Source organism: Enterobacter soli (assembly GCF_964208575.1).
Taxonomy (GTDB): domain Bacteria; phylum Pseudomonadota; class Gammaproteobacteria; order Enterobacterales; family Enterobacteriaceae; genus Enterobacter; species Enterobacter soli_A.
The window spans coordinates 195,746-207,919 of sequence record NZ_CAXOFU010000002.1; the positions used below are offsets into that span (position 1 = coordinate 195,746).

Genomic DNA, 12,174 nt, shown 5'->3' on the forward strand with positions numbered 1-12,174 from the left:
GGCATTATGCGCCGTGTGCGTTTTTGCGCGTTTCTGACCGGCCTGCTGCTGGCAGGCCCCACGTTTGCCGCCGACGGCTGGCAGGACATTAAAAATGAAGCCAAAGGCCAGACGGTCTGGTTTAACGCCTGGGGCGGCGACCCGGCGGTGAACCGCTATCTCGACTGGGTGAGCGGCGAGGTGAAAACCCACTACGCCATCAACCTTAACATCGTCCATCTGGCGGATGCCGCCGACGCGGTAAAACGCATTCAGACCGAACGGGCCGCCGGGCGTAAAACCAACGGCTCGGTGGATTTACTGTGGGTGAACGGGGAGAACTTCCGCACGCTGAAAGAGGCTAACCTGCTGCAAACCCAGTGGGCGCAGGCGCTGCCGAACTGGCAGTTTGTGGACATGCACAAGCCGGTGACCGAAGATTTCGCCATTGCCACCGACGGCGCCGAATCCCCGTGGGGCGGTGCCCAGCTTACTTTTATCGCCCGCAGGGGGAACCTGCCCGCCCCGCTAAGCGATCCGCAGGCGCTGCTGGAATACGCTGGCGCCCATCCGGGAAAAATCACCTACCCGCGCCCGCCCGATTTTACCGGCACCGCGTTTCTGGAACAGCTGCTGCTGACCCTTACCCGCTCGCCCGAAGCGCTTAAAGCCGCGCCCGACGAGCGCTTCGCGCAGGTCACCGCGCCGCTGTGGGCCTATCTCGACAGGCTGCATCCCCTGCTGTGGCGCGCAGGGAAAGACTTCCCGCCAACACCCGCGCGGATGGACGCGCTGCTGGCAAGCGGCAGCCTGAACATGTCGCTGACCTTCAACCCCGCTCACGCCCGGCAGAAGGTTGCCAGCGGCGAGCTGCCTGCCGACAGCTACAGCTTCGGCTTTCAAAACAGGATGATTGGCAACGTCCACTTTGTCACCATTCCGGCGAATTCCAGCGCCAGCGCCGCCGCGAAGGTGGTGGCGAACTTCCTGCTGTCGCCGCAGGCGCAGACGCGTAAAGCCGACCCCGCCATTTGGGGCGACCCGAGCGTGCTGGATGCGCAAAAATTACCGAAAGCCGACGCCGCCGCGCTGACCGCCCACGCCACCAACGGGCTGCCCGCCATGCTGCCGGAGCCGCACGCCGCGTGGGTTAACGCGCTGGAGCAGGAATGGCTTCGCCGCTACGGCACCCGCTAAGCGGGCTGGCCTGGCTATTGATGGCGGTGATTTATCTGCCGCTGATCCCGGCGGGAGTGATGCTGCTCGCCCCCGCCTTTTCGGCTGCCCGCTGGCACTCCCTGCTGAGCGATCCCCAGCTCCCGCAGGCGTTTATCGCCACCCTGGTTTCCACGCTGATTGCGACCCTCGGCGCGCTGTTTATTGCCCTGAGCCTGGTCGCCGCCCTGTGGCCCGGCGAGCGCTGGCGGCGCCTGAGCGCTCGCCTGCCTTGGCTGCTTGCTATTCCGCACGTGGCCTTCGCCACCAGCGCCCTGCTGATGTTTGCCGAGGGCGGCGTTTTTTATCGGCTGTTTACCCACCTTTCGGCCCGGCAGGACGCCGCCGGGATCGGGCTGGGCGTGACCCTCGCGGTTAAAGAGAGCGCGTTCGTGCTGTGGGCCATCTACGCCGCGCTGCCGGAAACCCGGCTGGCGCAGCAAAACGTGGTGCTGCGCACCTTTGGCTACGGGCGCATTCAGCGCCTGTGCTGGCTGGCGATCCCGGCGATAGCCCCCGCGCTGGGTGCCGTGATGCTGGCGGTGCTGGCCTGGTCGATTTCGGTGGTGGATGTCGCCATCGTGCTCGGGCCGGGGAATCCCCCCACGCTGGCGGTGCTGGCGTGGCAATGGCTGAATCAGGGCGACGCCGAACAGCAGGCCAAAGGCACCCTGCTATGCCTTGTCCTGCTGGTCATGCTGGCGGCGCTGGCGGGGATCGGGTTTGGCCTCTGGACGCTGTGGCGGCGCAGGCTGCCCAACGTCAGCGGCGAGCGCCGCGCCAGCCGGCTGCATTTACCCGTCGGCGGGCTGTTACCCGCCTGCGGCCTGCTGTGCGCGGTGGTGCTGGTACTGCTGGCAAATCACACCGATACCGCCCTCGCCCCTTACGCCACCAGCCTCTCCTTTGGCCTGCTGTCCAGCCTGCTGGCGCTCGTCACGATCTTCCTGTGGCTCGAATGGGGGCCGCAGCGCGGTGCCCTGTGGATCTGGCTGCCGCTGGCGCTTCCGGCGCTGCCGCTGGTGTTCGGGCAGTACACGCTCGCCCTGTGGCTTGGGGTCGACGGGCAGTACGCAGCCGTATTGTGGAGCCATCTGCTGTGGGTGCTGCCGTGGATGCTGCTGGTGCTGCAGCCCGCCTGGCGCAGGCTCGATCCGCGGCTGATACTGATTGCCAGAACCCTCGGCTGGTCGCGCGGCAAAATTTTCTGCGTCGTTAAATGCCCGCTGCTGGTTCGCCCGGCGCTGATCGCCTTCGCCACCGGGTTCTCGGTGAGCGTGGCGCAGTACCTGCCTACGCTCTGGGTCGGGGCGGGACGCTTTGCCACCCTGACCACCGAGGCGGTGGCGCTCAGCAGCGGGGGCAGCGTCCCGACCCTCGCCAACCGGGCGCTGGGACTGCTGGTCTTGACCGGGCTGGTCTTTGCCGCTGCCGCGCTCTTATCCCGGCTCGCGGGCCGCTACCGACGAGGATTACGTTAATGCTGAGAGTGAAAAACCTCACCATCGAGCCGCTGTTTCGCGGGGTCAGTTTCGAGGTGCCGCGGGGGGAGATCGTCACGCTGATGGGGCCGTCCGGCAGCGGTAAATCCACGCTCTTTTCCTGGACGATCGGCGCGCTTTCTGCGGACTTCAAGGCGCAGGGCGAGCTGTGGCTTAACGAAAGGCGCTGCGACTTCCTGCCGGTTGAACAGCGCGATCTCGGGATTTTGTTTCAGGACGCCCTGCTGTTCGACAGCTTTAGCGTTGGGCAAAACCTGCTGCTGGCGCTGCCTGCCCAGATTACCGGACGGGCGCGAAAGGCGGCGGTGCTGGAGGCGCTGGCCTCCGCCGGGCTGGACGGGCATTACAACAGCGACCCGGCGACCCTTTCCGGCGGCGAGCGTGCCAGGGTCAGCCTGCTGCGCGCGCTGCTGGCCCGGCCCCAGGCGCTGCTGCTGGACGAACCGTTCAGCCGCCTGGATAAAACCCTGCGCGCCGCGTTCCGCGCGTGGGTATTCGACACGGTGCGCGAGCGAAACATTCCGGTCGTGCTGGTCACCCACGACGAAGAGGATATTCCGCCCGGCGGCGAGGTGCTCCAGCTGTCCCGCTGGCAATAACACGCTTCATACTGTGCTAACGCAATGTTTTCTGTTTTCGGGGAGATGACAATGAGCGCCTCTTTTTTTGACGTCAGGTTTATCGATGAAACGTGTTTCTCAACTGACCGCGCTGGCCCTGCTCTGCGGCCTCGCCTCACTCTCCACGTCGGCGGCTGATTTGTCCCGCCCCTTTACCCTCGAACAGCTCCGGCAAGCGCGCGGCGTGGCGATCGACACCCGCGCCAGCGCCTTCTACAACGGCTGGCCGCAGACCCTGAACGGCACCTCCGGGCACGAGCCTTCGGCGCTCAACCTCTCTGCCTCCTGGCTCAGCGCCATGAGCGAGGCGCAGTTTAAAGACTGGGCGAAGCAGCACCGCCTGACGCCGTCCATGCCGATCGCGCTGTACGGCAGCGACGCGGAGAATCAGGCGGTCAAAGCACGGCTGGAAAAGGCGGGCTATCCCTTCATTTCCACCCTGAGCGATGCGCTGCAAACGCCCGACCGCCTGCAGCGTTTGGCCCACTTTGAACAGCTGGTTTATCCGCAGTGGATCCACCAGCTCCAGCAGAATAAGCCGGTGGCTGCGGCGCCTGCGAAGTCCTGGAAAGTGCTGGAAGCGGGCTGGGGCGCGCCGAAGTATTTCCTGCTGAGCCATATTCCGGGCGCGGGCTACGTCGACACCAACGAGGTGGAGAGCGAGCCGCTGTGGAATAAAGTGTCTGACGACAAGCTGAAAGCGATGCTGGCAAAACACGGTATTCGCCACGACACCACGGTGATCCTGTACGGCCGCGACGTGTACGCCGCCGCGCGCGTGGCGCAGATCATGCTCTACGCGGGCGTTAAGGACGTTCGCCTGCTCGACGGCGGCTGGAAAAGCTGGTCGGACGCCGGGCTGCCGGTTGAGCGCGGCATGCCCGCCGACGTGAAGCCCGCCCCTGATTTTGGCGCGCCGATCCCCGGCCAGCCGCAGCTGATGGTCGATACGGAACAGGCTCGCGGGATGCTGCACCGTCAGGATGCCTCGCTGGTCAGCATCCGCTCCTGGCCGGAGTTCACGGGAGAAACCAGCGGCTACAGCTACATCAAGCCGAAAGGTGAAATTGCCGGGGCGCGCTGGGGCCACGCCGGAAGCGATGCCACGCACATGGAAGATTTCCATAACCCGGACGGCACCATGCGCAGCGCCGACGATATCGCCGCCATGTGGAAAACCTGGAATATCCTGCCGAGCCAGCACGTCGCGTTCTACTGCGGAACGGGCTGGCGCGCGTCCGAAACCTTCATGTACGCCCGGGCGATGGGCTGGAAAAACGTGTCGGTCTACGACGGGGGCTGGTACGAATGGAGCAGCAACCCGAAAAACCCCATCTCCACCGGGGAGCGCGGGCCTGACAGCGTCCGCTAACGGGTGAGCGATTTCAGCGTCGCGTAGCCGCTCCAGACGCGCGTTGTGGTGGTCAGCCAGCACAGCGCGCCGAATATCCACGCAAACCACGCGAAGTACGCCGGAAACAGACAGCAGAGCACAAACAGCGCGATGGTTTCCGTCCCCTCCGTTAAGCCGCCAATGTAGTAAAACGACTTATGGGCATAGCCCGGATTATCGATATCATGCTTCGCCGCCAGCGCCGCAAAGGCGAGAAAGCTGCTGCCGGTGCCGATAAACGCAAACAGCAGCCAGGCCGCGGCAAGGGCGTTTTCAGGGGACGCCAGCGCAAAGCCGAACGGCACCAGCGCGTAGAACAGAAAATCGAGGGCGATATCCAAAAAGCCCCCTGCATCGCTCAGCCCGCGACGCCGCGCCAGCGCCCCGTCCAGGCCATCCATCAGACAGTTTACGACAATCGCCACCAGCGCCGCCGCATACCATTCGAGCGCCAGAAAAGGCAGCGCCAGCACGCCGACGGCAAAGCCCGCCAGCGTCACGCCGTCAGGGGTGATAAAGGGTTTATCGATGCTGGCCGCAAGCCGGTTCAGCCCCGGCTTCACGCGCGGGTGAAGGTGTTTATCAAACATGCGGTTGGCCTTTGAAGGTGGCGCACAGCCCCTGGGACGGGATGTCCAGCGCGGCGTTGAAGCGCGCGGATAAGTTCTGAAATGCAATCAGCGCCGTCATTTCGGTGATGACCTCGTCGGTGAAGTGGCGTTTTAGCTGCGCCTTCAGCGCCTCGTCCACCTGCGGCGGCGTGGCGGTAACGGCTTCGGCGTAGGCCAGCGCGACGCGCTCCTCCTCGCTGAACAGCGTCGCCTCCTGCCAGCGGCTGACCGCCTGCACTTTATCCAGCGCTCCGCTGCGCTCGGCGAGGCGCAGGCTGTTGGCATCAATACAAAAATCACAGCGGCAAATCTGCGACACGCGGGTCATCAGCAGCGAGCGCAGTACGGGGCTTAACCGCGCGCTGCGCCGCTCCAGAAAGCCGACAAACAGCGCCACCAGCCAGAAAAGGCGCGGCATTCGTCCCCACCAGCGGGTAGGGTTAAGCACCGCCCCGAAGTGCTTTTTCTGCATGGCGGCGATGGGCTTTAAGCTGACGGGCAGCTCTTGTAGCGGGGCGACCCAGGCGGGTGTCTCTTTCACCGGACTCTCCTTGATGGCTGGACTCTTTGAAAGGGCAAGATAATATGTCGTTTTGCGCAATCAATTATTGACTATCATGCTGAAAACTATCGATGTCGTTGCCGCCATTATTGAACGGGATGGCAAAATCTTACTGGCTCAACGTCCGCCCCACGCCGATCAGCCCGGCATGTGGGAATTTGCGGGCGGCAAGGTGGAAGCCGAAGAAACCCAGCCTGAGGCGCTTGTGCGTGAATTACGCGAGGAGTTGGGCATTCACGCCCGACCGGGGCGCTACGTCGCCAGCCATCAGCGGGAAGTCTCCGGGCGAGCGATCCATCTTCACGCCTGGCACGTGCCGGAATTTAGCGGTGAACTGACCGCGTACTGCCACAGCGCGCTGGCGTGGTGTACGCCGCAGGAGGCGCTAACCTACTCATTAGCGCCTGCGGATATTCCCCTGCTGGAGGCGTTTATCCTTTTACGCGACGCCAGACCAGCGGATTCGTGCTGACGGTGCGCTCGTCGCGCTGACACTGCAGCAGCACGCCGTCGGCTTTCACCACCGCCCCTTCCGAATAATTCTGATCCTGATAGATGCAGCACTGGCTGCACGGCTGCGCGCGTTGGCCGCCAGAGCTGAACACTTCTGGCGGCACATTCACCTCCACGTCCGGGCGAATGCGGTCTGCCTGCGCCCCTGCGGATAAAAGAACTAACAAAGCGGTTATCACATAACGGTTCATAGGATGTCTTCCTGTTGTCTCCTGATAATGACTATAACGGTAATCCTGGCGGGAACCTTTAATTTCTCACGTCATCGTTTTTTGTTATGAACCGGGCGTAATGATGAATTTCATTTTAGCGCGAAATTTCCGCTTGCCTCGCAAAGCACTACGGGTGATATAGTCGAAAAAACACAATAAATCGACTAAGCATCGCACATAACAATACATAAGAGGTTCTTATATCTATGGATCAGACACGCTCTCTGGAAAGTTTTCTCGCCCACGTTCAACAGCGCGACCCGCATCAGAGCGAATTTGCGCAGGCGGTTCGTGAAGTCATGACCACGCTGTGGCCCTTCCTTGAAGAAAATCCCCGTTACCGTCAGATGTCCCTGCTTGAGCGCCTGGTTGAGCCAGAGCGCGTGATTCAGTTCCGCGTGACCTGGGTTGACGATCGCAACCAGGTTCAGGTCAACCGCGCGTGGCGCGTGCAGTTTAACTCGGCGATTGGGCCGTTTAAGGGCGGCATGCGCTTCCACCCGTCGGTGAACCTGTCGATCCTGAAATTCCTCGGCTTTGAACAGACCTTCAAAAACGCGCTGACCACGCTGCCAATGGGCGGCGGCAAAGGCGGCAGCGATTTCGACCCGAAAGGCAAAAGCGAAGGCGAAGTGATGCGTTTCTGCCAGGCGCTGATGACCGAGCTGTACCGCCATCTTGGCCCGGACACCGACGTGCCCGCGGGGGATATCGGCGTGGGCGGCCGCGAAGTGGGCTTTATGGCCGGGATGATGAAAAAACTCTCCAACAACAGCGCGTGCGTGTTCACCGGTAAAGGGCTCTCCTTCGGCGGCAGCCTGATCCGCCCGGAAGCCACCGGCTATGGGCTGGTCTATTTCACCGAAGCGATGCTGAAACGCCACGGCCTGAGCTTTGAAGGAATGCGCGTGGCGGTCTCCGGCTCCGGCAACGTGGCTCAGTACGCCATCGAAAAAGCGATGCAGTTTGGCGCGCGCGTGGTGACCGCGTCCGACTCCAGCGGCACCGTGGTTGACGAAGCGGGCTTCACCGCAGAAAAACTGGCGCGCCTGTGCGAAATCAAAGCCAGCCGCGACGGTCGCGTCGCGGATTACGCCCGCGAGTTTGGCCTGACCTATCTGGAAGGCAAACAGCCGTGGGCCGTTCCGGTGGATATCGCCCTGCCGTGCGCCACCCAGAACGAACTGGACGTTGAGGCGGCGCGCACCCTGATCGCCAACGGCGTGAAGGCGGTGGCGGAAGGCGCAAACATGCCGACCACCATCGAAGCCACCGATCTGTTCCTGGAAGCGGGCGTGCTGTTCGCGCCGGGTAAAGCCGCGAACGCGGGCGGCGTGGCAACGTCAGGCCTTGAGATGGCGCAAAACGCCGCGCGTCTGGGCTGGAAAGCGGAAAAAGTGGATGCCCGTCTGCACCATATCATGCTGGATATCCACCACGCCTGCGTGGAGTACGGCGGCGAAGCGAAGCAGACCAACTACGTGCGCGGCGCGAATATCGCCGGGTTCGTGAAGGTTGCGGATGCGATGATTGGGCAAGGCGTGATTTAAGCTAGCTGTAGTGCGGCCGGGTGCCCTCACCCACGGAGGCTCAATGTAGGCTCGGTAAGCGTTAGCGCCACCGGGCTTTTTTCAGGCCGCAGAGCTGCTTTTTCGCCGGGTGGCGGCTTCGCCTTACCCGGCCTACGAGTTACGCGTTAAGTTCCGTGCGGCCGGGTGCCCTCTCCCACAGGGAGAGGGAGAAAACCGGGTGCCCCTCCCTCGGGGAGAGGGAGAAAACCGGGAGGCATTACGCCGCACTCTTTTTCTTTTTAAACGGTTTTTTCGCACCGCCTGGTGCAACCATTCCTCTGAACTGCTTCACCGGCGTGCTTCGCGCCTGGTTAATCAACTCATACAGCGTCCCGACCAGCGGCTGCATAAAGTCCTGATAGCGGCACTGCTTTTCGCTGATTTGCGTCAGAACGGACTCCCAGTGCGCGGTCATATCCGGCCTTGCGGCCAGCTCCGGCAGGGAGTGAATCAGCGCTCTGCCCGGCTCGGTGGAGTGGATGTAGCGCCCTTTCTTCTCCAGAAAACCGCGCTTAAACAGCAGCTCGATAATCCCCGCGCGGGTCGCTTCGGTGCCCAATCCGTCCGTGGCGCGCAGGATCTTCTTCAGATCTTTGTCCTGCACAAAGCGGGCGATCCCGGTCATCGCCGAGAGCAGCGTCGCATCGGTGAAATGGCGCGGCGGCTGGGTCTGACGCTCAATCACTTCGCCCTTTTCACACAGCAGCTCGTCATCTTTCGCCACCACCGGCAGCGGCGTGCCGTCGTTCTCTTCGTCACGCTCTTTGTTGCCGAGCAGCGTGCGCCAGCCCGCTTCCGCGAGGAAACGCGCTTTGGCGACAAACTTGCCTTTGGCGATTTCCAGCTCGATCACGCACTTGCGGAACACGGCGTCCGGGCAGAACTGCATCAGATACTGACGGGCGATGAGGCTATAGACCTTCGCTTCGTTTTCCGTCAGGTTGACGCTGCTGGTGCGCGCGGTAGGGATAATGGCATGGTGAGCGTCCACCTTTTTGTCGTCCCAGCAGCGGTTATGGGTGTCCGGGTTCACCGCGGGCTGCGGCAGCAGATCCGGCGCATGGACGCCGATGGCGTTCATCACCGAGTGCCGTCCGGCAAAGTGTTCTTCCGGCAGGTAGCGGCTGTCCGAACGCGGATAGGTAATGAGCTTGTGGGTTTCGTAAAGCTTCTGGCAGATGTCGAGCACGTTCTGGGCGCTCAGGCCGAAGCGCTTCGCGGCCTCAATCTGCAGCGCGGAAAGGGAAAACGGCAGCGGCGCGGGTTCTGATTCCCGTTTATCGTTATAGCTGGTGACGATGGCGGGCTGGCCGGTAATCCGGTTCACCACGTGCTCCGCCAGCGGGCGATGCAGCAGCCTGCCCTCTTCATCCTGATAGGATTCACAGGCGTCGCTGGGCTGCCAGGTCGCCGTAAAACGCTCGTCTTTTGGCGTGACAATATGGGCTTTCACTTCGAAAAAGTCTTTGGCGACGAAGTTTTCAATTTCCTCGTCACGACGCACCACCAGCCCGAGCACCGGAGTCTGCACGCGCCCGACGGATAGCACGCCCTGATACCCGGCGTTGCGCCCCAGAATGGTGTAGGCACGGGTCATGTTGATGCCGTACAGCCAGTCGGCGCGGGCGCGGGCCAGCGCCGAAACGCACAGCGGGATAAACTCGCTGTTGGCGCGAAGACGCGAAATCGCGCGCTCCACGGCCTGCGGGTTGAGGTCGTTAATCAGGCAGCGCTGCACCTGCTGGCGCTTTTCCGGTGCCAGCTCCAGGTAGTCCAGCACTTCATCCACCAGCAGCTGACCCTCCCTGTCCGGGTCACCCGCGTGGACAACTTCCGAGGCGTCATGCAGGAAGCGCTTAATGACGTTGAGTTGTTTGGTGACCGAAGGGCGCGGCTGCAGGCGCCACTTCTCCGGCACGATAGGCAGGTCGTTCAGGTTCCAGCGGGCGTAGCGGCTGTCGTAAACGTCCGGCTGCGCCTGTTCCAGCAGGTGACCGATACACCAGGTGACCACCTGCCCGTTACCGCATTCGATAAAGCCGTCGCCCTTGCGGTGCGGCTTGGGCAGCACGTCGGCAATGGCGCGGGCGAGGCTCGGCTTTTCGGCAATAAACAACCGCATCGAATTAACGGATCTCAATCATCGGACGACCGCCGCGCGCGGGCACCAGCTCGCCGATGGCGGTCAGGGTGATGCCAAACTCAGCGGCAGTGGTCTGCACGTCGGCTTCGGCTTCCGGCGTGACCGCCAGCAGCAGGCCGCCGGAGGTTTGCGGATCGCACAGCAGATCGCGCCACGCTTGCGGCATCTCACCCATCAGGTGACCGTAGCTGGCGAAGTTGCGTTGGGTGCCGCCCGGCACGGCGCCCTGGGCGATGTACTCTTCTACGCCAGGCAGTTTCGGGATCTCCTGATACCAGACCTGCGCCTGCACGCCCGCCCCCTGACACACTTCTGAGAGGTGGCCCAGCAGGCCAAAACCGGTCACGTCGGTCATCGCCTTCACGCCGTCGATATTGGCGAAGGCCGCGCCCGCGAGGTTCATCTGACACATCACTTCCGTCGCCAGCCCCACGTGTTCAGGTTTGAGCAGGGATTTTTTCTCGGCGGTGGTGAGCACGCCAATTCCCAGCGGCTTGGTGAGATAGAGCTTGCAGCCCGCCTGCGCTGTGCTGTTGCGCTTCACGCGCTCGGTTGGCACCACGCCGGTCACCGCCAGGCCAAAGATAGGCTCGGGCGCATCGATGGAGTGACCGCCCGCCAGGGCAATCCCCGCCTGCTGGCAGGCAAAGCGTCCGCCCTCAATGACGTCGCGGGCGATTTCCGGCGCTAGCGTGTTAATCGGCCAGCCCAGAATGGCAATCGCCATAATCGGCTTACCGCCCATGGCGAAGATATCGCTGATGGCGTTCGTGGCGGCAATACGCCCGAAGTCGAACGGGTTATCGACGATCGGCATAAAGAAGTCGGTGGTGCTGATGATGCTGGTGCCGTTACCCAGGTCGTAAACCGCGGCGTCGTCGCGCGTTTCGTTGCCCACAAGCAGGTTCGGGTCGACAAACTTCGCCTGTTCGCTGTGCAGGATGGTTTCCAGCACCTTTGGGGAAATTTTACAACCGCAACCTGCTCCGTGGCTGTACTGCGTTAAACGAATGGTTTGCTCGCTCATGGACATCTCCTGTCATTGCAATCGCGCTATGGTAGCGCTCATTCCATAAAGAGGTAAGTATGACTGTCTGAATTCTGCGGCGGATGCTCAGAATCCAGACAGTTTAGCGCGCGTTATTAAAAACGGCTGATGAACGGCGTGGTGTCCGGCACGTTGATGGTGCTGGAAGCTTTGAGCTGCGGGGTGCCAAGATAGAGGAAACCGACAATTTTATCGTGCTCGCCGCAGGAGAAGCCTTCGCGTACCGCGGCGCTTTCCGTTAACGGCCCGGTGCGCCAGATACCGTTAAAGCCCTGCGCGACGGCGGCCATTTGCATCGCCATCACCGCACAGCCGGCGGACATCTCCTGCTCCCAGACCGGCACCTTGTGGTCGGCCTGACATTTTGCCACCACGGTCACGATCATCGGCGCGCGGAACGGCGCGTTGCGGGCTTTATCAATGCCCTTTTCGTCCTGCCCGGCGGCAATCGCACCCTGCTCCAGCAGCGCGCTGAAGCGATCCCGGCCTTCGCCTTCAATAATAAAGAAATGCCACGGCTGCAAGGTGCCATGATCCGGCGCGCGCATTCCGGCACGCAGAATGTTTTCCAGCTGCTCGCCCGCAGGCGCGGGTTCGGCCAGACGTGAAGCGCTACGGCGGTTAACAAGCAGTTCTAATGCATCCATTGGTTAACTCCTTTCTTGAAATTTACTCACAAAATTAACACGACGGCAGATTTTGTTACAGCGCGGCTGGCGATTCCTGCTGACAAGTGGCGGTTGGGTCATTACGATAACCTCCACATTGCCGTCCACGACGACGGTTACAGTCATTTTATGGTTAG

General features: G+C 62.3%; 12 protein-coding genes. 6 read left to right on the forward strand and 6 right to left on the reverse strand.

What is annotated here, in order from left to right; translation table 11 throughout:
• Positions 1-15 precede the first annotated feature (15 nt).
• From AB6V08_RS02735 to AB6V08_RS02750, 4 genes are all read left to right on the forward strand, one after another.
• Positions 16-1,176, forward strand: coding sequence for an ABC transporter substrate-binding protein (locus tag AB6V08_RS02735; RefSeq protein WP_368541362.1), 1,161 nt, complete (start codon positions 16-18; stop codon positions 1,174-1,176).
• On the forward strand, positions 1,149-2,675 hold the full coding sequence (locus AB6V08_RS02740) for a thiamine ABC transporter permease (protein WP_368541182.1): 1,527 nt from the start codon (positions 1,149-1,151) through the stop codon (positions 2,673-2,675). Before AB6V08_RS02735 ends, AB6V08_RS02740 begins: the two co-directional genes overlap by 28 nt.
• Positions 2,675-3,295 carry an ATP-binding cassette domain-containing protein gene (locus AB6V08_RS02745; protein ID WP_368541183.1) on the forward strand — a complete coding sequence of 207 codons (621 nt, stop codon included), beginning with the start codon at positions 2,675-2,677 and terminating at the stop codon, positions 3,293-3,295. The genes AB6V08_RS02740 and AB6V08_RS02745 overlap by 1 nt, the downstream gene beginning before the upstream one ends.
• 85 nt (positions 3,296-3,380) lie before the next feature.
• Positions 3,381-4,688, forward strand: a complete 1,308-nt coding sequence (locus AB6V08_RS02750; RefSeq protein WP_368541184.1) for a sulfurtransferase — start codon at positions 3,381-3,383, stop codon at positions 4,686-4,688.
• Here the strand turns inward: AB6V08_RS02750 and AB6V08_RS02755 are convergent.
• A complete protein-coding gene (locus AB6V08_RS02755; protein WP_368541185.1) occupies positions 4,685-5,299 on the reverse strand; it encodes a CDP-alcohol phosphatidyltransferase family protein in 615 nt (204 codons plus the stop codon). The two genes, AB6V08_RS02750 and AB6V08_RS02755, sit on opposite strands and share 4 nt — an antisense overlap.
• Positions 5,292-5,861 (reverse strand): carboxymuconolactone decarboxylase family protein, encoded by a 570-nt coding sequence (locus tag AB6V08_RS02760; protein WP_368541186.1) that lies wholly within the window; start codon positions 5,859-5,861, stop codon positions 5,292-5,294. Before AB6V08_RS02760 ends, AB6V08_RS02755 begins: the two co-directional genes overlap by 8 nt.
• Positions 5,862-5,937: 76 nt before the next feature.
• Here AB6V08_RS02760 and AB6V08_RS02765 point away from each other — a divergent pair, with 76 nt between their 5' ends.
• Positions 5,938-6,354: a pyrimidine (deoxy)nucleoside triphosphate diphosphatase gene (locus tag AB6V08_RS02765; RefSeq protein WP_368541187.1), complete on the forward strand. Its 417-nt coding sequence runs from the start codon at positions 5,938-5,940 to the stop codon at positions 6,352-6,354.
• Here the strand turns inward: AB6V08_RS02765 and AB6V08_RS02770 are convergent.
• Complete coding sequence (locus AB6V08_RS02770) at positions 6,314-6,586, reverse strand: YnjH family protein (RefSeq protein WP_368541188.1); 273 nt, start codon at positions 6,584-6,586, stop codon at positions 6,314-6,316. The genes AB6V08_RS02765 and AB6V08_RS02770 overlap by 41 nt on opposite strands.
• 227 nt (positions 6,587-6,813) lie before the next feature.
• Here AB6V08_RS02770 and gdhA point away from each other — a divergent pair, with 227 nt between their 5' ends.
• Positions 6,814-8,157, forward strand: coding sequence for an NADP-specific glutamate dehydrogenase (gdhA, locus tag AB6V08_RS02775; RefSeq protein WP_368541189.1), 1,344 nt, complete (start codon positions 6,814-6,816; stop codon positions 8,155-8,157).
• 238 nt (positions 8,158-8,395) lie between these two features.
• On the opposite strand, the gene AB6V08_RS02780 is transcribed toward gdhA, so the two are convergent.
• From AB6V08_RS02780 to AB6V08_RS02790, 3 genes are all read right to left on the reverse strand, one after another.
• Positions 8,396-10,300 carry a DNA topoisomerase III gene (locus AB6V08_RS02780; protein ID WP_368541191.1) on the reverse strand — a complete coding sequence of 635 codons (1,905 nt, stop codon included), beginning with the start codon at positions 10,298-10,300 and terminating at the stop codon, positions 8,396-8,398.
• A 4-nt stretch (positions 10,301-10,304) separates the two neighbouring features.
• Positions 10,305-11,348 carry a selenide, water dikinase SelD gene (gene selD / locus AB6V08_RS02785; protein ID WP_368541192.1) on the reverse strand — a complete coding sequence of 348 codons (1,044 nt, stop codon included), beginning with the start codon at positions 11,346-11,348 and terminating at the stop codon, positions 10,305-10,307.
• Between the two features lie 116 nt (positions 11,349-11,464).
• Positions 11,465-12,016, reverse strand: coding sequence for an NAD(P)H nitroreductase (locus AB6V08_RS02790; protein WP_368541193.1), 552 nt, complete (start codon positions 12,014-12,016; stop codon positions 11,465-11,467).
• Positions 12,017-12,174 lie beyond the last annotated feature (158 nt).